This is a genomic window from Corynebacterium sp. S7 (assembly GCF_054401105.1).
Genome location: NZ_CM136760.1, coordinates 1,124,852 through 1,145,760 on the forward strand (window position 1 = coordinate 1,124,852; position 20,909 = coordinate 1,145,760).

The window sequence follows — 20,909 nt, forward strand, 5'->3', positions numbered from 1 at the left end:
CCTAAAGATTATTGGGTTTAAAGGTTGTTGTAGTGCTCGTCGTCGACGGGCTCGAGCCACTCGTTGTGGGTCTCCTCGCCTGGGACCTCGATGGCGAGGTGGGTGAACCAAGAGTCGGCCTTGGCGCCGTGCCAGTGCTTGACCCCTGCAGGGATCTGCACCACGGAGCCCGGTTCCATGCTTACGGCTTCCTCGCCTTCGGCCTGGTACCAGCCGGAACCGGCGGTGCACAAGAGGATTTGTCCGCCACCGGAAGTGGCGTGGTGGATGTGCCAATTGTTGCGGCAGCCAGGCTCGAAGGTGACATTGCCAATTGGCACGCCCTCGGTGGTGAGCATGTTTAGGTAGCTCTGCCCGATGAAGTTTTCGGCGTAGGCGTCGTTCTTCTCGCCGCGTGGGAAAATCGGGTCAATATCCATGTCTTTGGTGTTAGCCATTTTGTGCTTCCTTACTTATTTGTTGTCCACTGTGTAGCGCAGCCAGACGCTATCGTTTTCCTTGACTTCTGCGGATTTCAGCTTGAAGCCACGCGGGGCATCAGAAGTGCGTCCCGCGGTTTCGAACAGGGAAGGCTGATCGGAGGAACCGTCGGCGACTGGAGCGACAACCACGCTGAGCTCGTCGCACAAGCCTTCTTGGATAAAGGACCAGTTGATCACGCCACCGCCACCGAGCATGACGGTATCCATGCCGAGCTCGTAGCCGAGTTTGTCCAGCAGGAGCTCCCAGTCAATGGACTCATCGCCGCAGATGACGTAGGAAACGCCGAGGTTACGCAGGAATGCCTTGTAGGCATTGGAGGCCTTGTTCGTGAGAACCTCAAGCACGTGTGCATCGGTGGTTTGGTAGCGCATCTCGGAGCTTTCCCAGGCTAGCTTTCCGGAAGCATCGATAGCGATGTAGTACTTGTCCGCATTGCGATTCGCAATGAAGTCACCTTCTGGAACCTCGGGAGCGTTCCCGTCGAGCTGCGGCTTCTTGTAATGGGTGAAGTTGTCATCGGTGGTAACGCGACCGGAGATCCACCCCTGGTGCTTGTAATGCGGATTCTCACCGAATGCGAGATCATAAAACACTGAGGCGGCCTGGGTTGGTCGGAGACTAGGTTTTACCCTAGGAGGAAGATCAGCATGGCACGACCCAGTCAGTACGACGCAGCCACGCAGGAGCGCGCGGTGCGCATGTACTTCGAGCGCCTCGAGGAAGGCGATATCTCCAAGGCGGGCGCCCGCCGGGAGATCGGTGAACTTCTCGGTGTGAAGGAATCCACCCTGCGCAACTGGATCCGCAAACAGGAAAAGCAGGCCGAAGCTCCTGAGCCTGGTTCCCTGTCCTACGAGCAACTCCAGGCCGCCTACGACGAGCAGGCCAAGGAAGTGGCCAAGCTGCGACGCGCGAATGAGATCTTGAAGACGGCGTCGGCTTTTTTCGCCCAGGCGGAGCTCGACCGCAAACTTCGGTAATCGTGGATTTCATCCGCACCTACCGCCACCGCTTCGGGGTCGAGCCAATCTGCGAAACCTTGACTGCCCATGGCATCGCGATTGCCCCAAGCACCTTTTACGACCATCAGGCCCGCGGCTTCGGCCCTTCGGGCGCCGAGTTGGATGAGGCCTATGCCGCTCACCGCATCTACCGGCTGTGGGAGGCCAACCGCAAGGTCTACGGCCGCCGTAAACTCTGGAAGGCCGCTGTCCGCGACGGCATGACTGTTGGCCGTGACCAGGTCGAACGACTGATGAAGATCACCGGAATCAAAGGCGTCTCACGTGGAATGCACCGTAAGAAAACCACCGTGGCCAACCCGGCCCACCGCCGGCACCCGGACCTGATCAACCGGCGGTGGAGCTATCCGTCGCACCCGAATCAGTGGTGGATCGCCGACTTCACCTACGTGTGGACACGCCAGGGCTTTTGTTACGTCGCCTTCATCGTCGACGCGTACTCACGGATGATCCTCGGCTGGGTCGTGACCCGGGTGATGGACACCCGGATGGTGCTCATGGCCCTGGAGCATGCCCTGTTTTCCCGCCGGCGTACGAAGATGGACTTCACCGCCACCGGCATCGTCCACCACTCGGACGCGGGTGCCCAGTATACCTCGCTGGCGTTTACCGACGCGCTGACGGAGGCCGGGTTGCAGGGCTCGATCGGCTCGGCCGGTGACGCGTTGGATAACGCGATGATGGAGTCGACGAACGGGCTCTACAAGACTGAGCTCATCGACTTCGACCCTGCACGGACATGGAGGGACGCCAAGGAGGTCGAAACGGAAACGGCCTCGTGGGTCTACTGGTATAATCACCAACGTCTGCACTCATCGATCGGTGACGTTCCCCCGATCGAATACGAGCAGGACTACGAGGAATTCAACACCACTCGAAAAGCCCAGTAAGGCTTTTAACCGTAGTCTCCGAAAAACTCAGGCCGATTCAGACCAGCATGTCCGCGATCGTGATGGGCCGACGCATGGACATCCTGGCTTGGAACAAGTTGGCTGCGAAAATGATGGTAGATTTCAGCGAGATCCCGCAGGACAAACGCAACTACGTGCTCTTGCTTTTTACCGATCCGAGGATGCGCCTTGTATATAAGGACTGGGAGGCGGTGGCCAAGACTGCCGTGGCCCAGTTGCGTATGGAGGCCGCGAAGTACCCCGATGATCCCCGCCTGGCAAAGATCGTCGGCGAGCTCAGCGTCCAAGACGAGCAGTTTGCTACCTGGTGGGCAGCTCGTGGCGTAGCGACGCTATCTACGGGCCGCAAGACTTTGGTGCATCCCGTCGTTGGCGAAATGGAGCTAGACTGGGACACCCTTGTCGAAGCCGACGATGCCGATCAGCAGTTAGTGATCTGGACCGCCGAGCCCGGCACACCTTCGCACGAGGCTTTACAGAAGTTGAACGATCTTTAGACCATACCCCTTGGAGGCCAGCGTCATGACCCCTGTACCGAAAGTATTGCTCATCGGTTTCGGCGCGATCGGCCGCCAGCTAGTCACCCTCTTCGACCCAGGGGAATTCGACGTCAGCGCGTATGTGCGCGACGTCGGCCCGCATATCGCGCGTGGCACACAAGGCATTTCGCTTTACGACGATCACCTACCCGATCTCATTGGTAAAGCCGACATCGTGGTGGAATGCGCGGGAGTGGCAGCTGCAAAGACATTCGGCCCGGAAGTTATTGCAGGGGGCAAAGACTTGGTTCTCACCTCCGTTGGAGCGCTCGCAGAACCCGCTGCGCGCCGGGTATTGCTGTTTGGGCCTGGAAAGCTGCACGTCACCTCCGGTGCAATCGGTGGCTTCGACCTGTGGGCCGCGGTAGCAGAAGCTGGTGGCGCGGACATAGTAAAGATCCGGACAAGAAAGCAAGCGGAAGCCTTGGTGCAGCCGTGGATGTCGGATTCCGAGAAAGCCAGGCTGGAAAACGCGACGGAGCCTTTTGTTGTGTTCGAAGGAAGCCCGATCGATGCGATTGCAAAGTATCCCGGCAATGTGAATGTCTCAGTTGCCCTAGCGTGGGCAACTCGTGGGCGCGGGGATTCTGACGATGTGCTGCTAGAAAAGTCGCTGAACAGAGTGCACGTTGAGCTCGTTGCCGACCCTCATGCTGAAAGAAGCCGGCACGACATTGAAGTGTCGGGGCTGGCTGGAAAATTCAGTCTCACCAGTGAGTCCGCACCGAGCCCCGTGAACCCCAAAACTTCGGGGCTCACGGCTTTGTCGGTGGCACACTCGCTGAGGCAAGCGATCAAACTTCTTTAGTTCTCCTCAGGAAATACGAGTGAGGCGACAAAAGTGTTGTCCATTTTGCCGTGGCCCTCGTCGATAAGCTTTTGTAGCTTTTCCTGTGACAACTTGGTGGTTGGCAGCTGGGCGCCGACCTCTTCGCCTGCGGCGAGCGCGTTGGTGAGATCCTTGTGCGCGCCGAGGGCTGCGAAGCCGGTGGGCTGGAAATCGTGGTCGGAAGGAGCATCCTCGGCGACACCAGCGACAGGGTACCAGTGCTCCTGCGCCCAGGAGTGGCCGGTAGAAACGTTGACCAATTCCCAGAATGCCTTGGAATCGATGCCGAGCTTCTCGGCAAGCTTGGCGGACTCGGCAGCAGCAGAAACGTTGTTGAACAGCATCATATTGTTGCACAGCTTTGCGGCCATGCCGGTGGTTGGGCCACCGAGGTCAACGAAGGTCTTGCCCATCGGCTGGATATACTCGCGCACGCGGGTGATGTTGTCGGGTTCGCCGCCGAGCATGAAAGTCAAGGTTGCGTCGTGGGCGCCGGTGACGGAGCCAGAGATCGGTGCGTCGACGAAGCCGAAACCACGCTGCTTCGATTCCGTGTGGCACCAGCGGGAAGTTTCCAGGTCAACGCTGGAGCAATCCACAATTAAGGTGCCTTCATCGATGGAATCCCACACACCATTGTCTTCGGAAAGGGTAGAGCGAACGTGGGGGCCGGCAGGCAGAGTCATGAATACGGCGTCGACGCCCTGGACGGCTTCGGCAACTGTGTCGAACATTTCCACTCCGCTTTCGGTGGCCTTCTTCTTTGCCTCTTCGCCGAGATCGAAGCCCTTGACCTTGTTGCCTGCGGAAACCAGGTGCGCGGCCATTGGGCCACCCATTGCTCCGAGTCCAATCCATGCGAATGTAAAAGTATTTGCCATGTGCCTCACCTTTTCTCTGATACGTTATTTCTCGTAGTTATAGAAGCCCTTGCCGGACTTGCGGCCGAGTTCACCGCGAGCAACCATGTCGCGCATCAACTGAGGTGCCGCGAAGCGCTCACCCAGGGTGGACTCGAGGTATTCGGAGATGCCCAGGCGGACATCTAGGCCGACGACATCGGTCAGCGCCAGCGGGCCAATGGGGAACTTGTAGCCCAGGACCATTGCGTTGTCGATGTCTTCCGCCGATGCTACGCCTTCCTCAACCATGCGGATGGCCTCAAGAGCGATCGCAACTCCGAGGCGAGAAGATGCGAAGCCAGGGGAGTCCTTCACCACAATGGGGGTTTTGCCGATTGCCTCGACCCAGCCACGTGCGTCGTCGACAAGCGAATCTGGTGTCTGCTCTGCCACAACGATTTCGACGAGCTTCGACGCAGGGACCGGGTTGAAAAAGTGCAGGCCGATGACCTCGTTGGACACGGTAGCCGCGAGGTCGGTGACAGAGAGCGAGGAGGTGTTGGTAGCAATCTTGGCTTCAGGTGCTGCCGCGGAAATGTTGGCGAAGGCATTGGTCTTGAGCTTGAAGTCTTCAGGTACAGCCTCGACGACGAGATCGAAGCCTGCGAAATCCGCGGAGTCGGTGGACACCGAAAGGTTGTCCAGCCACTTGGACTCGGGTCCTTCGGCGCCGCGCTCGACGGACTTCTTCACGTCGCGTTCGACGCGCTCGCGGGCTGCCTTTGCTGCATCGTCGTTGATGTCTACAACGTGAACAGGGAATCCAGCCATGAGGAAAGCATGCGCGATACCTGCGCCCATGCGGCCGCCACCAAGGACGCCTACTTTATTGGGAAGTGCCATGTGTGTTCCTTACTTCTTCTTGTTGAGGAAGGCATCCATACGGGTGTACTTAGCCTCAGATTCAAAGGTGATTGCCTGAGCGAGGTTGCTCACCTGAGGGTGCGCTTCGGCAGGCATATTGATCAGTTGCTTGGTCAGTCGCACCGCCAGCGGGTCCTGGGCTGCGATCTTGTCTGCGAGCGCAACGGCCTGGGTGAGCAGCTCTTCTGGCTCCGTGACCTGGGAAATCAAGTGAGCGTCGAGGGCTTCGTCGGCAGTGAGGATGCGCCCGGCCATCAGAATCTCGCGGGCAAGAGTTTCGCCGACAGCTGCCTTGAGGCGCCACAGGCCACCGGCGGCAGCGATGATTCCCAGCCCGACCTCGGGTTGGCCGAACTTCGTTCGGTTTGTGGCTACGCGGAAGTCGGCTGCGAGTGCGAGCTCGAGTCCGCCGCCGAGGGCGTAGCCGTCGATCGCTGCGATGACCGGTGCCGGCACCTGGGAAAGTCGCTGGAAAGCGGTGTTATTAATGCCCTGCAGTGCGTCGTCGCGACGGCGCTGGCGCAGAGCACCGATGTCAGCGCCCGAGGCAAAAATGCCCTTCCCGTTTACTTCGGTGCCGGTGAGGATGAGAATCTGCGGTTCGCGTTCAAGCCGGTCACAGAGCGCGTGAAGTTCTTCGATGACCTGGCCGTCGATGGAGTTACGTGTGTCCGGGCGGTTCAGGCTGACCACGAGGTGGTCGCCGTGGCCTTCAAGAATCTGAAATGCTTGTCCCTTATTTGATCCCATATTTGATCCCATATTTAGTAGTGCCACTCAGCCTTGTCGCGGAAGGAAGCCTCGCGCTTTTCTACCCATGCGGCTGCGCCTTCCTTGCCCTCGTCGGTCTGGCCGAACATGTCGAGTGCGCTCATCGCAATGTTGGAGATGCCAGCGATGGAGTCGGAATCGGCGTTGAAGGACTGCTTGAGCAGGCGGATTGCGGAAGGGGACTTCTCTGCAACTTCGGCAGCCCATGCAAGTGCGGTTGGCATGAGCTCTTCGGCGGTGGTGATCTCGTTGATCAGGTTCATGCGCAGCGCCTGCTCAGCGGTGTAGGTGCGGTTCCAGAACCAGATCTCGCGGGCCTTCTTTTCGCCAACAACGCGGGAAAGATACGCCGTACCGAAGCCAGCATCAAAGGAGCCGACCTTTGGACCGACCTGACCGAACTTGGCGTGCTCAGCTGCGATGGTGACATCGCAGACCACGTGGAGCACATGCCCGCCGCCGATTGCCACACCGTTGACTGCCGCGATAACAGGCTTAGGGGTGTTGCGAATGACGCTCTGCAGATCAGCAACCAGCAGGCGACCAGATTCCGAAGGGCCATAGCCGCCGGTTGCTGCGCGGACCTTCACGTCGCCGCCCGAGCTGAAGGCCTTTTCGCCGGCACCGGTGAGGATGATAGCTGCAACCGAGGTGTCCCAGCTCGCCTTCTGGAATGCTTGGATCAGTTCCTCAATGGTCTTCGCGGTAAACGCGTTGTAGGACTTCGGGCGGTTGATGGTGATGACTGCTGTGGTGTCGATCTGCTCGTAGATAATTTCAGTGAACATGGTCACGTCCTTTCGTGTTTTGAGACACAGATTACGAGGAGCGAACCATAACCGTCCAATATTAATTTTTCAGCTGATCGATAATGAATCGTGATTAATTGTCTGCGGCTGGCTGCGTGTCCACGGTGGGAAGCACGCGTTCGGACAGTTCCAGAACAGCGCGCGATGCGGGCGTGAGGAACTCGTCGCGCCAGCAGATCGTGGCGACCGTCGGCGGTGGCGTCGGGGTAAGTTGCTTGACGACGATGCCCGGCATCTGCAGATAAGCGCTCGAATCGAGGTGAACGGTGACACCGACACCTGCCGAAACCAGCCCAAAAATGGAGAGGGCATCGGGTGCATCCTGGGTGATATGAGGCGTGAACCCAGCATTATTAGCCAGGGTAACCAACATATTGCGTACCGACGAGCCCGCGTTTCCTGGGTAAGTGACAAAGTCTTCGCCACTTAGATCCTTCATGCTGATGGTCTCCGCCTCGGCCAGTGGGTGCTCTGCAGACAGGAGAACTACTGGAGTCTCCAGTGCATAGGGGCGGTGGGAAACGTTGGTGGTTGTCGTCGGCAGGCGAGAAAAAGCGATGTCGAGATCCCCTCGTGCCACGGCGAGTGCTGCGCGCCCGGCGTAGCGGTTATTGAGGAGCTGAAGATCAACGCCCGGCAGTTCTTTGCGGACCGCACGAGCCAGCGTGGGCATCGAGGAGCTGTTCGCGGCACCCCCATAATTGAGGGTAACGGTGCCCAAGACATCTGCAGCATCGGCGCGGACCGCGCGACGTGCAAGACGGTTCGCATCGAGGATTCTGTGCGCGGGCTCGATCAGGGCGGCACCCTGAGAGGTCAGCGAGACGTTTCGGGAGGAGCGGTCGAATAGTTCGACGCCCAAATCCTTTTCCAAACTCCGAATTTGTTGACTTACTGCTGGTTGGGCGATGTGGAGGCGGTCAGCGGCGCGACCAAAATGGAGCTCTTCAGCCACCGCCAAGAACGTCTGAATGTGGCGCAATTCCATGTCTTGCTTCTTCATGATTATGCAAATCCCTTATCGAAATGGTTTCAAACGAGTATTGGACGTAATCGTTCGTTTCTGGGATTGTATCTTCAAACACCAAATAATGTGATCCCCACTACAAGAGTTTGGCGGATGGCATATCACCACAAAGGAGAGTTCTCATGACTGAAAGCACCTTCACGTCCGATTTCCTCGACACCGAGAGCATGCTCTCCGACGACGACCACGCCCTCGTTACACGTGTCCGCAACTTCGTCGACACCGAAGTCACCCCGATTATCAACGAATACTGGGAGAAAGCAGACTTCCCCTACCAACTCATCCCGAAATTCCGGGAACTCGGCATCGTCGGCACCACCATCCAAGGCTACGGCGCACCAGGACTCACCCCACTGCAAGCAGGACTCGTTGCCCGCGAACTCTCCCGCGGCGACGGCTCGATTAACACCTTCAACGCCGTACACTCCGGCCTAGCCATGGGCTCGATCTACCTCCACGGCTCGGAGGAACAAAAACAGCGCTGGCTACCCGCGATGGCCAACTTGGACAAACTCGGCGCCTTCGCCCTGACCGAACCCGACCACGGCTCCGATACCGTCCTGTTAGAAACCACAGCCCGCCTCGATGGGGACCACTACGTCCTCAACGGCCACAAACGCTGGATCGGCTTAGGACATGTCGCCGACTTGGTGATTGTCTGGGCACGTGATGAAGCCAATGGCCGCATTGCTGCTTTCGTGGTGGAAAAAGACGCCGAGGGTCACTACCCCGACGGCTACGAAGCCGAAGCAATTACCGGCAAGATTGCCAAGCGCGCCATCCAGCAGGCCGATTTCACCATGACGAATGTGCGTGTGCCGAAAGACAACAAGCTCGAGGGGGCGATTGGTTTCGGTGCCGTGTCCAAGGTGCTGCTGCGTACCCGTTCATTGGTGGCGTGGGAAGCACTCGGTCATGCGTGGGCGGCGTTTGATTACGCAGCCGAGTACACCGCGAATCGGAAGCAGTTTGATAAGCCGATTAATAATTTCCAGTTGGTCCAAAACAAACTGGCCACCATGCTGGCGGACTTGAGCGCGATGCAGTTGATGTGTATCCGCTGTGGTGTGTTGCAGAATGCGGGTGAGTTGTCGGCGGAGCGTTCCTCGATTCAGAAGATGTTTGTTTCTGAGAAGTCGCGCAATCTGTGCCGTGATGCCCGCGATCTGATGGGTGGTAACGGTCTGCTCTTGGAGAATCATGTGGCGCGTCACCTGACGGATATGGAGGTTGTGCATACCTATGAGGGCACGCATTTCATTCAGTCTTTGATTGTTGGCCGCAGCATCACCGGCGTCAACGCAATCTCCTAAGCACAGCTCACCACCGAAGAACAGGTAAATACATGGACAAGATCATCAACAATGCAGCCGAGGCGGTTGCAGATATTCCTACCGGCGCATCGATCGCGGTTGGCGGCTTCGGACTGTGCGGCATCCCCATGGTGCTCATCGAGGCAGTGGAAGAGTCCGGCATCAATGACCTGGAGATCATCTCAAACAATGCAGGTATCGAAGGCGTTGGCCTCGGTCGTCTGCTGGATTCCCACCAGGTCCGTCGCGTCGTCGCATCGTATGTTGGCGAGAACGGCGAGTTCGCCCGCCAGTACGTCTCCGGTGAGCTCGAGCTCGAGCTGACCCCGCAAGGCACTCTGGCAGAACGCCTCCAAGCAGGCGGAACCGGCATCCCAGCGTTCTACACCCCGGCAGGAGCAGGCACGCTCGTCGCCGAAGGTGGCCTTCCATTGCGTTACGACGAGAACGGCAACCCTTCCGTTCTGTCCGAGCCAAAGCCAACCGCAAAGTTCGACGTCTTCGGCGAAGAAACCGAGTACGTGCTGGAAAAGGCACTCGTACCTGATTTCTCGCTGGTCCGCGCAGCCAAGGCTGACAAGTTCGGCAACGTGCAGTTCCACCGTGCAGCCCGCAACTTCAACCCGGTCGTTGCCATGGCTGGCCAGATCACCATTGTCGAAGCTGAAGAGATCGTCGACGTAGGCGCTCTTGATCCAGACGAGATCCACTTGCCGGGCATCTTCGTTCACCGCGTTGTGCCGCTTACCCCTGAACAGGCTGCGGATAAGCGCATTGAAAAGCTTGTGACCCGCCAGCGCGAAGAAGCATAGGAGATAAACATGACTATTAAGACTCTGACCCGCGCCGAGATTGCGATCCGCGCTTCCAAAGAACTCCACGACGGCCAGTACGTCAACCTTGGTATTGGCGTACCAACGATGGTGCCTCACTACCTTCCTGAAGGCACCACGGTGCTCTTCCAATCGGAAAACGGCCTGCTTGGATTCGGTAACCACCCTTACGAGGGCGAAGAGGATCCGGACCTGATCAACGCAGGCAAGGAAACCGTGACCATGCTGCCAGGCGGCTCCATCTTCGGCTCCGAGATCAGCTTCGGCATGATCCGCGGCGGCAAGCTGGACGTGACCATGCTCGGTGCCATGGAAGTCTCCGAAAAAGGCGACATTGCCAACTGGATGATTCCCGGCAAGATGGTCAAGGGCCCAGGCGGCGCAATGGACCTGGTTCACGGCGCGAAGCACGTCATTGTCCTGATGACTCACCAGGACAAGCACGGCAAGCCGAAGATCGTCAAGGAATGCAGCCTGCCACTGACCGGCAAGGGCCTAGTCAAGCGCATCATCACCGACCTCGCGGTGATCGATGTGGAAGATCGCGGCCTCGTCCTCGTCGAGCGCGCCCCAGGCGTGACTGCAGAGGAGATCGCAGAGCTCACCGCCGCGGACCTGATCATCGAAGGCGAGATCCCAGAGATGCAGGTCAGCTAATAAGTTTGTTAAGGCCGGAGTCGGAAGGAAGCACCGACTCCGGCCTTAACGCATGCTTCACGACGATCACTCGGCCCCCGCAACTAGAAATGCCCGGACGGTTTTAATCTGGGCTTTCTTCGATGCGCTGGTGAAGCGGAACACCAGGCTAAAGTGTTGCACTGAGTCCTTAAAGGTGAGGGTGCCGTCGCAGGAGGCAAGCCTGCCGTGAGTAATTATTGTGTTTACGTCCACTCGTTCAGGTTGCTCTGCAGGAATCTGCGACAAGACGGCATCGACACCCACTAATTCCTCGGCAGGAACCGGATTCCACACGACGTCCGTTGAAAGCCATTTCGACATAGCTTCAGTATTTCCTTCAGCCCAATTGGCAACAAAGCGACCGACGATGTTGACTCGGGGAGCGTTTCCGCAGTCTTCTGGGATGAGTACTTCCATGGTTCCCATCGTGCCAAAAAGTAGCACGCCTACACTTACTTTTATGTCTCCCGACAATATTTTGCTCCACCTTCCCGACAACGAGGAGGCCTATGTCCGTGAGGTGTTTGATGAACTGCACAAAAGGGGACTACCGAAGCAGAATCAGACACCTCATATCACCATCACTTTTGCAAAAAAGATGGAAAACTGCGTGGTGGAGCGAGCACGAGAACTTCTTCCTCCGCTCCTACCTGCCATGTTTCAGCGCGCTGGCGTTGTGGTCTTTGGTACGAAGAGCAAACAGACTATCGCGTGGCTCCTCGAGGTCGACCCAGAGTTAGAAGCAGCGGCCCGCGAACTCAGCGCGCTGAACCCAGAAGGCAGGGGAGAGCGTTGGGTCCCGCACCTGACTGTGGGCTTGCGCATCCCGCGCACGCTGGTCCCTGAATATATAGGTGCCCTCGACGAGGTGACCTCCGGCCACTTCAAAACAATTACTGGTCAGCATGCCTATCTGTGGCAGCCTCGGCTAGAAAGACTGACGGACCTAAGTTAATGATCGTGGCGCGGGGCAGTCCCCGCGGCGAGTTCTCGAGCCCACCCGGTGTCGCGGTGTGTTTCTTCACCCACGTAATTGAGAGGCTGGTCCGATCCCCACAAAATGACATTTCCGTAGGACCGCCCGGCAAGTAACTCCTTCGGGGCGATGGCACCGACATAGTCGAAAACTTCCAGCATGCCAGCAAGTTCTTCGCGAGTTCCGGGCAGGGCTTTGCCGTCGCCACTATTGGCTATATATAAGCCCCCTGGGGTCAGGCTTCGGCGAACCGCCTCGAAGAACTCAACGGTGGTGGTGTGGCGAGGGGTATCAGGGCCAGCAAAAACATCGCGGATCACGATATCAACGGAGCCAGGTTCGAGAGAGTGCGTAAACATGCGGGCCTCGCCGATTTCAACGAGGAGATCGTCGCTAAGCGAAAATGCCCATCGCACGAGCTCAGCGAGTTTCGCATCGATCTCTACGACAGTGTTGCGGCTGGCGTGCCACTTGTCTACGCAATAGCTCGGCAGCGCGCAGCCTGCGCCGCCGAGGTGAATTACCTCCGCTAGCGGGCGTTCGTTCATAATGGGTTCGATGGCTGCCGCGATCCACCTCATATAGGGGAAGACGAGGACGCGGGGGCCTCCGAGAATTACTTGGGAGGAGGGGACGTCGTTGATTTCTAGGACATAGGAGCCATCGCGATTGGGGTCGGCGATGATGCGGGCAGTACCAGTATCAATGTCGTATTCGCCCTCGATGATTTTCTTAGGATGACGGGGCTTGCGTGGAGTATTCATGAGCTGGCAAACAATTCTATCGGGTTCAGTAGGATTAGCGTATGCCAGCTAAGATGTCGCGAATTGCGGAATTAGTCAGACTCATCGTGCGACATGGCGGAGCTGCTCTTTTGCACCCGGACAGGGCAGCGAAATACCGCTCGAAAGACGACGAGGAAGTTTCAAACGACGGGCCAGAACAGCTTGCGGCCGACCTCGAGGCAATGGGGCCGACCTATATTAAGTTGGGTCAGCTGATGTCTACTCGCCACGATATTTTGCCACCGCAGTACGCGGATGCTTTGGCGCGTTTGCAGGACAACGTCCAAGAAGTCCCAGTCGAGCTTGTGCACAAGACAATTCGGGAGGATTTGGGCGGCGACGGGCACGAAATCTTCGCCGAATTCGACGACAAACCACTGGCTGCAGCCTCGATCGGGCAGGTGCACCGTGCGCGCACGAAAGAGGGCCTGGACGTAGTAGTCAAGGTGCTGCGCCCTACTGTGCGTGAAGATGTCAAAGAGGACATGGAAGTTCTCATGCAGGTTGCAAAGCTCATTGATACCCGCACGAAGATCGGGCAAAGGTTGGGCGCGGTGGAGATGTTGCAGCAGTTTCGGCGCTCGCTTAACGACGAGCTTGACTACCGCAAGGAACGCGCCAACCAGGACAAATTCGTGGAACTTGTCGAAGACTACGAACTTCTGACCGTTCCCAAAACCTACGCGGAGTACAGCACGTCGAGGGTGCTGACGATGGATTACGTCCAAGGGTACAAAATTACCGAACTCGCTCCCACAACTATCGAGGACATTGGGGGACCAGCGATTGCGAGCTCGCTGTTTCGGTTCTACATAGATACCTTGTTTAGGTACGGGCTTCTTCATGCCGACCCGCACCCGGGAAACCTATTTATTACGCCCGATAACCATCTGGCGATCCTGGATTTTGGCATGGTTTCCCGCGTTCCAAAGCAGGCCCGAAACAAGCTGATTCGGCTGCTCATTTCGATTGGCGAGGGCGACGGGGATCAAGTCGCAGACGTGTTGGCAACAATGGTCCACTCCACGGGTGAACTTGACGTTGACGCGTTTCGCAACGAAGTCGGCTACTTCGTTTCCAGCGTGCTTTCGTTGGGAAGCGATTTCCAGATTGGCACCGTGATGGTCGAACTGGCGCGAATTAGTGGTGAGTTCGGTCTGCGGACACCGACCGACATGACCATGATCGGAAAAGCACTGCTCAACTTGGATGAGACAGTGCAAGCCCTTGATCCCAATTTCACTCCGGTCGATGCAATCAAGGACAACATCGACATCCTGACTGAGTCTGGTCTGCATATTTCCGCGGGCAGCGTGGCCTCTCACACAATGGAAACCAAAGACTTTGTTTCCCATCTCCCGCGCCGAGCGAACCGCATTATGGATGCGTTGAGTGACGGCGAGCTGAGTTTCCACGTGAACGGCATTGATGAAGACCGATTAGTGGAATCCATGCACCAGGTGGCCAACCGCGTCACCGCGGGGCTGGTGCTTGCGGCGATCACCGTTGCGGCCGCCTTGATGTCGTCGATTGATTCGGGGCCCCAAATTTTGGGCTACCCGGCTGTCTCGCTGATCTTCTTCCTCATCGCCGCGATCGGCGGTCTGGTGTTCATCGTGGTGATCTTCGCCAACGATCGCCGCACCAGAAAGCGAGCGAAGGAAGCCGAAGAACACCCGTACCACACTCTGGATGACTAAGAATCTACAGAGGGAAGGTAGCGAAATCTCAACAGCACGATCCGAACTAAGTCGATTAGTGGCCTGAGCGCCTTCAACCACCACGTCGAAGGCTCCGAGTAAGCGGTGATAGTGAAGGTAATTGTGCCGTCTGCAGATTGACTCAAGGTAAAGGACTCGATACCACGTTCAACGTGTCCCGGAAGCGTGCCATACGTAAAACTTCGTAACCCAGCTTCATGGATGTGTTCGACAACCCGGCACCCAAATTTTTTTGAGAGCCTACCGATTCCAATGCGCATCTCGACGATTGCACCTGTGGTCAATGGGGAGCTCGAGGCAGCAACATGAAATACTGAGCGCTGCACCGCCCAGTTCATCAACTTGTCCGTGGCAGCGAATGCACCCGTGCAGGGTCGTAGGATAACGGAGGGGAATCTAGCTTCACTGCATGCGACCCCGGAAACGCAAGTACTCACCAACCACGGCCGAGCCAAGTTCATCGAGGTCCGGTGCCACGACGGTGCCATCGACACGATCTGCCAAATCATTCAAGAAGGCGACCAAACCGGGATCATCACCGAGGCGGAAGAAGGTGGTGCGGGTGCCACGCTTGGTTACGCGATCAAGTGCCGTCACCGTTTTATTTAAGGTCACGGGGTGCGTCGGCCACTCGAAACTGGCCTCGCCCCATTCCTCCAGGTGAGCGGTGGGCTCACCGTCGGTGACAATAAGCAGGTTGGGGCGCATATTCGCGTGTTTGGTGAAAAATTGCTCGGCCAATAGCAAACCGTGGTGCAAGTTGGTGCCCTGTTGCTGCACGGGAGGCATGGCAGTGAGCTCTTCGATGTCCATGTTCATGGCGTAGCGCCCAAAGCTGATCAGCGCCAGCTCGTCGCCACGGAAGCGAGTGGAGATCAAGTGGTGCAAGGCCAGCGCCGTGCGCTTCATTGGTACCCAGCGACCCTCGGCGGCCATGGAAAATGAGGTATCTACCAAGAGCACAACGGCTGAGCGGGTGCGCGCCTCGGTTTCCACGACCTCGATGTCATTTACGTGAATTCCCACGCCATTGTCGGTGCGCCCGCCCTCGGAGATGGTGCGCTGGATTGCGTTCGTGATGGTGCGGGTGGTGTCCCAGGATTGGGTGTCACCGAATTCCCAGGGTTTCGAGGCACCCGTGGGCTCGCCGGCTTGCCCCGCAAGGTGCGATTCATTGCGACCGGTGCGCGCCGTCAGCTGATCGGAGGCATCTTGGAGCAGTGACTTACCCAGCTTGCGCATTGCCTGCGGGGAAAGTTGCAGGCTGCCGTCCGGGTTTTTGCGCAATAGTCCGCTGTCGCGCAGAGCCCGTTCGATTTCGGCGAGGCGCTGGGCGGAGACAGAGGCCTCGTCGCCAAGCATTCTTTTAAGCTCATCGAGGTCGATGTCTGCGGGGTTCGCTCGATCGACCTGCTCGGAGAGCCGATCCAGATTACCCAGGTCCTGAATGGCGCCGGTGCCGTCGCCCAGGCCCAGTCCCTGATCGCCATTGAAGGATTCGCCGCCGTTCCAATCAAGATCGGGGCGGATCCCGCGCAGGTTCATGTCCAGTTCAGTGAGCTGATTCATCAGTTCCTGGGAGCCGAAAGCCTGGGCGGACAGCTCCATGAGTTCGCGGCGCTGTTCCTCGGTCATGGAATTGAGCAGGCGTTGGGCTGCGGCGGAGCGCTCGGCGAGTTGGGAGATCAGCTCGTCGATATTCTGCGGATTCTCGGGGAATTGGTGGCCCCACTTGTCCATGAAGTCCTGGAAATCTTGCTCGGAGTCCTGGCCTCGGCGGTGCTTTCCCAGCAGGTTGTTGAGGTCCTGGATCATTTCGCTGACGGCGGCGCGGTCCTCGTCGGTGGCGTTTTCGAGGGCTTGCTTCATGCCGGCAAAGCGCTGGTCGAGGAACTCACGGCCGAGCAGGTCTTTGATCTGGTCGAACTTTTCGCGGGCGTCGGTGGACTGCCAGTCGTATTCAGAAAGCTCGTTGACGGCGGCCGCAGGTGAGTTCGGAAGGTTGTCCAGCTGCATTTCGCGCAGGGCGCGGTCGGTGTCGTCCATCATCACGTCGCGGGCAAGTTGGCCGCGTTCGGCCAACACGGCCTCGTCGAGAAGCTTTTGTACATCTTGGAGCGTTTGGCCGAAGTTATAGCGACTCAAGATATTGCGACGCTGCTCGGAGATCTCGGCCATGAGGTCGTCGTAGCCGGCGCGGCGCAGGTATTCGCGCAGCGCCTGTTCGGGGGAGTAACCTGCCATGACATCCTCGGCGATCTCGTTTAAAGCGCCTGAGAGATCGGCCGGGGGAGCTAGGGGATCGGGCCCGCCGGTGTAGCGGGTGTAGCGGCGCCTGCCACTGTTGTGGGCGTTGGCCATGGGAAGTCCTAATCTTTTGTGGTTACTACTAGCCGTAGATTGTTTCGCCCTCGCCCGAATCCTTGGAGATCTTGCGAGAGAGGTAGAGGGTTTCAAATCCGAGCTCGATGGCTGCTGCGCGCTCGCCCTCGTTTTTTGCGTCGAAGGCTATGACGAGGTCCTCGTACAGCGTGGATTCACCGAGGTCAGGGAGGTTGCTTAAGAATTCGGCCGCGGTGACGCGCTCGCCGGTAGATACGGTAGTGGTGCCGTCTAGCGCCTCGATGAGCGGGGAGAAATCAATGTGGCGCACGCGCGGGCGCACAGCTTCGGCGGTGGAGGTGCGCAGGAGGTACTCCAAAATTTCCCATTCGCGGCCTTCCTCACCGGACTCGAATTCCACCTTGCCACCCATCACTTCGGCGGCGGCCTCCAAATCAACGAGGCGTGCGACAGGGTGCTCCTCGCCGCGGATGGCGCCACGGTGACGGGCTGCCGCAGCCACGGTTTCGGCTCCAGCGATGGCGAAGCGGGCAGAGACTCCGGCTGATTGGTTGACGGCAGGGGATTCGCGCAGCGCGCGGGTAAAGCGTGCCAGGATCTCAATGAGCACCGGTGGTACATCTGCGACCAGGTTGGCCTCCTGCTCAATCACGGCGATCTCGTCAGAGAGCTCCAGCGGGTAGTGCGTGCGAATCTCGGCGCCGAAGCGGTCCTTGAGCGGGGTAATAATCCGGCCGCGGTTGGTGTAATCTTCCGGGTTCGCGCTGGCCACCACGAGCACGTCGAGGGAGAGGCGCAACATGTAGCCGCGGATCTGAATATCGCGTTCTTCCATCACGTTCAGCATGGCTACCTGGATGCGCTCGGCAAGATCCGGCAGCTCATTGATGGCCACGATGCCACGGTTCGAACGCGGAATCAGGCCGTAGTGAATGGTTTCGGGATCGCCCAGGCGACGGCCTTCGGCCACGCGCATGGGGTCGACGTCACCGATCAGGTCGGCCACCGAAGTATCCGGGGTGGCCAATTTCTCCGAGTAGCGAGAGCTGCGATTGATCCAAACGATCCGCAGATCGTCCCCGCGCTCTTCAATCAGTTCGCGGGTGGAATCGAGCACCGGCGCGTAAGGGTGCTCGCGCAGTTCGGAGCCCTGAATGGCGGGCGTCCATTCGTCGAGAAGCATGGGCAGCGCACGCAAAAGGCGAGTCTTGCCTTGGCCACGCTCGCCGAGCAAAACTATGTCGTGGCCTGCGATAATGGCACGTTCCACCTGGGGGATTACGGTATTATCCAGCCCGTGGAGACCTGGCCAAGGATTCTCGCCTGCCGCGAGTTTGCTCAAGAGATTCTCGCGCAGTTCTTCGCGCAACGGGCGGTATACATGGCCCGACGCTTTGAGTTCACCGAGTGTTGCAATAGCTGGCGCATCAGTCATGGCCCCAGGCTACTCGGTTCATTACAGTAGGGCCATGGACACTTTGATTCTGCTTGTCCGCCATGGTGTCACGCCCACGACCGGCCAAGTCTTACCCGGACGTGCACCTGGCCTGCACCTTTCGGAGAAAGGCCAGGAGCAGGCGGGCGAGGTAGCGGCGCGAATTGACCGCGTCGACGCAATATATTCATCGCCCCTGGAGCGCACCCAGGAAACTGCGTTGCCGCTTGCTCGCAGGCATAGCGTTCCCGTGCTTCTCGACGATGCCCTCATCGAGTGCGAGTTCGGCACCTGGACGGGGGCTGCGCTTAGCGAGTTGGCCAAACTACCCGAATGGAAAACAGTGCAGCAAACGCCCGAGGAGTTTCGCTTTCCAGGCGGAGAAAGCTTTGTGGAAATGCAGGAGCGGATGGCGGCAGGGCTTCGTCGTATAGCAGCGAAACACCCCGGCGAAGTGGTCGCGTGCTTCTCCCATGCGGACCCGATTAAGGCCGCGGTGACGTGGCTTGAGGGTGCGCCGCTGAATAGTTTTCAGAAGGTGCAGATTGACCCGGCATCGATCACCATCGCTCGCATCGGCGCAGGTGGCACTGAGGTTCTTGAGCGCAATACCAGCTCCGGGGTGCTTGACATAGATAAGCTTTTGGGAAACTGACATGTCCTTCGAGCGTGAGCTGAACCTACTTGAGACCGGGGAGATCGGCTGGGTGGCGCAGCTGCAAGAATCGTCGAACGCGGCCTATGTTTTGGATGTCACCTTGGGCGAAGACTACGCCTGGGCCGTGTACAAACCCGCGCTCGGCGAGCAACCGCTGATGGATTTCCCGCCCGGGCTGCATCGCCGCGAGCGTGCCGCTTTTGTGCTTAGCGATTATCTCGGATGGGACATCGTCCCGCCGACAGTAATCCGTGACATCGAGCCCTTTGGCGCGGGCTCGCTCCAGCTCTTCATTGAGCACGAGGGCTGGCACTATTTCCCACTTTTCGAGGAGCGCGAAGACCTCCACCCGCAACTGCTGCGCATGGCTGTGTTCGACCTGCTGACCAACAACACTGACCGCAAATCTGGTCATGTGCTGCTCGGTGCGGGCGACCACGTGTGGGGCATTGACCAGGGGTTATGCTTTCACATGGACCCGAAGCTGCGCACCGTTGTCTGGGATTTCGCAGGCGAAGCAATTCCCGAAGAGCTTGCGGATGCCGTCGAGCCGCTTCTCGACGACGTGCCTGCCGAGCTGGCAGAACTACTCTCTGAAGAGGAAGTAGACGCGCTGCAGCGCCGAGCGTCGCGGATTGTCCGGTTGCCGTTTTTGCCGCAGCCCCGGTCCCATTATTCGTACCCGTGGCCTCTAGTGTGAGTGCGATCAAATATGGGAGGATTTTGTAATGGAGCTCGAGGATGTCGACTGGTCAAAGATTCAGGTAGTAGAAGGTGACGAAGGCCTGCTGCTTTTTGGTGCTGAGTCGGATTTAGCGGAGCTTGAAAAAGGCTCTGGTTTTGAAATGCGGAAGCCGTCAAAGCAGACGATGAAGCGCGCCAGCAATCTTTTTGGTGCAGCTTCGTCGCTGCAGGAACAAAGTGGTCGCTGGCTCAAGCTCGATAAAAAGAGCTTCGATGTTGTTAAGAAGATGAAGGGACGCAACGTTTCCAGTGGTGTGGTGCGCAAGGGCGACGTTGGCGTGGCAGGCAATGCCGGCGACATTGTCAAGCACTTGGGGTTTGAAAAGGCCACCTTGTTGACCCCGGCGGCACCCGCGGCCGCGGCTGCCTTGATTGCGCAAGAGGCCATCGAAGCTGCCCTTGACGAGATCACCGAATACCTGGAAACAATCGATGAGAAGATTGACCATTTGATTGAACAGCGGAAAGTAGATTCGCTGACCAGCTTCCATTCCATTCGGGCAGCTCTCATCGAAGCGCAGCGCCTTTATGAAAACACCGGGACGGTGTCCGATACCACATGGTCAAAGATCGCCGTTGTAGGAATTGGGCTGCAAAAAGTCCAGGAAGATGCTCTTGCCCAACTCGGTCTCGTGCGAGACGGGATAGCCAAGAAAACAAGGAACACCACGAAACTTGGCAGTGCATATGAGAGCGCCGTAGAACAGATTCAGTTTTGGCTGCAGTTGCTCGCGCAGGGAATCGCCTTGCAAGACAACTATTTCGTCCTAGAACTCGCTCGCGTAGCCGACTACGAAAACGAGCACTTGGAAGGACATGTTCAGGGAATCCGACAAGCGCGGCGCGAGAGGATTCACGAGCAGGGCGATATTTTGAGCCAGATCCAATCAGCGATAAGCGAGAGCGCGCAGCTCACGCGTGCGGAGAAACTACAGCATCCTCGAGCAGCCCAGCGGATCAACGACAGCGCGAATCGCATCCTAGAGAGTTTTGATCAGTTTGCTGAGTACGTCGAGGTCGAGCTCACTTCCCGCGAATCTTTGAAGCTGGAGCCGTGGGCAGTGACCGCCCGCGAGCTCGTCGGCGACGTCACGGATTCCGTTAATACCTTGCTGAAGTCGTCCCAGGACAAGGTGACGGCACTACCCGCAACAGTAAAAAAGCTTGTCGACGAGGCCCCGAACCTGAAAGACATGCGGATCCCGAAGAGGCCTGCGGACAAATCGAGTGACGATTCTGTGAGGACGTAGGCAATCGTCGAAAAGC

Annotated in this window: 23 protein-coding genes and 1 other annotated feature; of the genes, 11 read left to right on the top strand and 12 right to left on the bottom strand. The window is 58.2% G+C overall.

Translation table 11 applies throughout. The features are described 5' to 3' along the window. Positions 1-17: 17 nt before the first annotated feature. Together ACXZ66_RS05465 and ACXZ66_RS05470 are read right to left on the bottom strand one after the other, a co-directional pair. Positions 18-437 carry a cupin domain-containing protein gene (locus tag ACXZ66_RS05465; RefSeq protein ID WP_458750878.1) on the bottom strand — a complete coding sequence of 140 codons (420 nt, stop codon included), beginning with the start codon at positions 435-437 and terminating at the stop codon, positions 18-20. A 15-nt stretch (positions 438-452) separates the two neighbouring features. Continuing rightward, the gene (locus tag ACXZ66_RS05470; RefSeq protein WP_458750879.1) at positions 453-1,076 is read right to left on the bottom strand and encodes a dihydrofolate reductase family protein; all 624 of its coding nucleotides are present in this window, start codon (positions 1,074-1,076) and stop codon (positions 453-455) included. A gap of 54 nt (positions 1,077-1,130) precedes the next feature. Between ACXZ66_RS05470 and ACXZ66_RS05475 the strand changes: the two genes are divergently transcribed. From ACXZ66_RS05475 to ACXZ66_RS05485, 3 genes are all read left to right on the top strand, one after another. Further along, positions 1,131-2,395, top strand: a protein-coding gene (locus ACXZ66_RS05475; RefSeq protein ID WP_458748511.1) for an IS3 family transposase whose coding sequence is annotated in 2 segments (ribosomal slippage) — positions 1,131-1,422 and positions 1,422-2,395 — 1,266 coding nt in all. Because the reading frame shifts where the segments join, the coding sequence is not laid out codon by codon here. Next, positions 1,421-1,552, top strand: a sequence feature (AL1L pseudoknot). It overlaps the preceding gene by 132 nt. A 47-nt stretch (positions 2,396-2,442) precedes the next feature. Next, positions 2,443-2,913: an MmyB family transcriptional regulator gene (locus tag ACXZ66_RS05480; RefSeq protein WP_458750880.1), complete on the top strand. Its 471-nt coding sequence runs from the start codon at positions 2,443-2,445 to the stop codon at positions 2,911-2,913. A 25-nt stretch (positions 2,914-2,938) separates the two neighbouring features. Further along, a complete protein-coding gene (locus ACXZ66_RS05485; RefSeq protein ID WP_458750881.1) occupies positions 2,939-3,763 on the top strand; it encodes an aspartate dehydrogenase domain-containing protein in 825 nt (274 codons plus the stop codon). Here ACXZ66_RS05485 and ACXZ66_RS05490 read toward each other — a convergent pair. The 5 genes from ACXZ66_RS05490 to ACXZ66_RS05510 form a co-directional block, all read right to left on the bottom strand. Continuing rightward, a complete protein-coding gene (locus ACXZ66_RS05490) occupies positions 3,760-4,665 on the bottom strand; it encodes an NAD(P)-dependent oxidoreductase (RefSeq protein WP_458750882.1) in 906 nt (301 codons plus the stop codon). The genes ACXZ66_RS05485 and ACXZ66_RS05490 overlap by 4 nt on opposite strands. Positions 4,666-4,689: 24 nt before the next feature. After that, entirely contained in the window at positions 4,690-5,529 is an 840-nt protein-coding gene (locus ACXZ66_RS05495; RefSeq protein ID WP_458750883.1) for a 3-hydroxyacyl-CoA dehydrogenase family protein, read from the bottom strand. A 9-nt stretch (positions 5,530-5,538) separates the two neighbouring features. Next, the gene (locus ACXZ66_RS05500) at positions 5,539-6,300 is read right to left on the bottom strand and encodes an enoyl-CoA hydratase/isomerase family protein (RefSeq protein ID WP_458750884.1); all 762 of its coding nucleotides are present in this window, start codon (positions 6,298-6,300) and stop codon (positions 5,539-5,541) included. 14 nt (positions 6,301-6,314) lie between these two features. Beyond that, positions 6,315-7,115, bottom strand: coding sequence for an enoyl-CoA hydratase-related protein (locus tag ACXZ66_RS05505; protein WP_458750885.1), 801 nt, complete (start codon positions 7,113-7,115; stop codon positions 6,315-6,317). Between the two features lie 88 nt (positions 7,116-7,203). Beyond that, positions 7,204-8,133, bottom strand: coding sequence for a LysR substrate-binding domain-containing protein (locus ACXZ66_RS05510; protein WP_458750886.1), 930 nt, complete (start codon positions 8,131-8,133; stop codon positions 7,204-7,206). A 146-nt stretch (positions 8,134-8,279) separates the two neighbouring features. Between ACXZ66_RS05510 and ACXZ66_RS05515 the strand changes: the two genes are divergently transcribed. Genes ACXZ66_RS05515 through ACXZ66_RS05525 form a run of 3 tightly spaced genes read left to right on the top strand, consistent with a single transcriptional unit; the run spans position 8,280 to position 10,960 of the window. Continuing rightward, positions 8,280-9,470, top strand: a complete 1,191-nt coding sequence (locus tag ACXZ66_RS05515; RefSeq protein WP_458750887.1) for an acyl-CoA dehydrogenase family protein — start codon at positions 8,280-8,282, stop codon at positions 9,468-9,470. Positions 9,471-9,502: 32 nt separating this feature from the next. After that, positions 9,503-10,282: a CoA transferase subunit A gene (locus tag ACXZ66_RS05520; RefSeq protein WP_458750888.1), complete on the top strand. Its 780-nt coding sequence runs from the start codon at positions 9,503-9,505 to the stop codon at positions 10,280-10,282. A gap of 9 nt (positions 10,283-10,291) precedes the next feature. Then, positions 10,292-10,960: a 3-oxoacid CoA-transferase subunit B gene (locus tag ACXZ66_RS05525; RefSeq protein ID WP_458750889.1), complete on the top strand. Its 669-nt coding sequence runs from the start codon at positions 10,292-10,294 to the stop codon at positions 10,958-10,960. Between the two features lie 66 nt (positions 10,961-11,026). Here the strand turns inward: ACXZ66_RS05525 and ACXZ66_RS05530 are convergent, their stop codons facing one another. Further along, positions 11,027-11,398 carry a nuclear transport factor 2-like protein gene (locus tag ACXZ66_RS05530; RefSeq protein WP_458750890.1) on the bottom strand — a complete coding sequence of 124 codons (372 nt, stop codon included), beginning with the start codon at positions 11,396-11,398 and terminating at the stop codon, positions 11,027-11,029. A 43-nt stretch (positions 11,399-11,441) separates the two neighbouring features. On the opposite strand from ACXZ66_RS05530, the gene ACXZ66_RS05535 reads away from it, so the two are divergent. Beyond that, a complete protein-coding gene (locus ACXZ66_RS05535) occupies positions 11,442-11,936 on the top strand; it encodes a 2'-5' RNA ligase family protein (RefSeq protein WP_458750891.1) in 495 nt (164 codons plus the stop codon). Here the strand turns inward: ACXZ66_RS05535 and ACXZ66_RS05540 are convergent. Beyond that, entirely contained in the window at positions 11,933-12,721 is a 789-nt protein-coding gene (locus ACXZ66_RS05540; RefSeq protein WP_458750892.1) for a spermidine synthase, read from the bottom strand. The two genes, ACXZ66_RS05535 and ACXZ66_RS05540, sit on opposite strands and share 4 nt — an antisense overlap. 41 nt (positions 12,722-12,762) lie before the next feature. On the opposite strand from ACXZ66_RS05540, the gene ACXZ66_RS05545 reads away from it, so the two are divergent. Continuing rightward, positions 12,763-14,442 carry an ABC1 kinase family protein gene (locus ACXZ66_RS05545; RefSeq protein ID WP_458750893.1) on the top strand — a complete coding sequence of 560 codons (1,680 nt, stop codon included), beginning with the start codon at positions 12,763-12,765 and terminating at the stop codon, positions 14,440-14,442. On the opposite strand, the gene ACXZ66_RS05550 is transcribed toward ACXZ66_RS05545, so the two are convergent. Genes ACXZ66_RS05550 through ACXZ66_RS05560 form a run of 3 tightly spaced genes read right to left on the bottom strand, consistent with a single transcriptional unit; the run spans position 14,439 to position 18,241 of the window. After that, the gene (locus ACXZ66_RS05550; protein WP_458750894.1) at positions 14,439-14,972 is read right to left on the bottom strand and encodes a DUF1990 family protein; all 534 of its coding nucleotides are present in this window, start codon (positions 14,970-14,972) and stop codon (positions 14,439-14,441) included. The two genes, ACXZ66_RS05545 and ACXZ66_RS05550, sit on opposite strands and share 4 nt — an antisense overlap. After that, positions 14,866-16,824: a vWA domain-containing protein gene (locus tag ACXZ66_RS05555; protein ID WP_458750895.1), complete on the bottom strand. Its 1,959-nt coding sequence runs from the start codon at positions 16,822-16,824 to the stop codon at positions 14,866-14,868. The genes ACXZ66_RS05550 and ACXZ66_RS05555 overlap by 107 nt, the downstream gene beginning before the upstream one ends. 28 nt (positions 16,825-16,852) lie before the next feature. Continuing rightward, positions 16,853-18,241 (bottom strand): sigma 54-interacting transcriptional regulator, encoded by a 1,389-nt coding sequence (locus ACXZ66_RS05560; RefSeq protein WP_458750896.1) that lies wholly within the window; start codon positions 18,239-18,241, stop codon positions 16,853-16,855. A 34-nt stretch (positions 18,242-18,275) separates the two neighbouring features. Between ACXZ66_RS05560 and ACXZ66_RS05565 the strand changes: the two genes are divergently transcribed. The 3 genes from ACXZ66_RS05565 to ACXZ66_RS05575 are packed head-to-tail and all read left to right on the top strand — an operon-like array spanning position 18,276 to position 20,893. Next, positions 18,276-18,896, top strand: a complete 621-nt coding sequence (locus tag ACXZ66_RS05565) for a histidine phosphatase family protein (protein ID WP_458750897.1) — start codon at positions 18,276-18,278, stop codon at positions 18,894-18,896. Position 18,897: 1 nt separating this feature from the next. Then, positions 18,898-19,599: an SCO1664 family protein gene (locus ACXZ66_RS05570; protein WP_458750898.1), complete on the top strand. Its 702-nt coding sequence runs from the start codon at positions 18,898-18,900 to the stop codon at positions 19,597-19,599. Positions 19,600-19,627: 28 nt separating this feature from the next. Next, a complete protein-coding gene (locus ACXZ66_RS05575) occupies positions 19,628-20,893 on the top strand; it encodes a hypothetical protein (RefSeq protein ID WP_458750899.1) in 1,266 nt (421 codons plus the stop codon). The last annotated feature ends 16 nt before the right edge of the window (positions 20,894-20,909 follow it).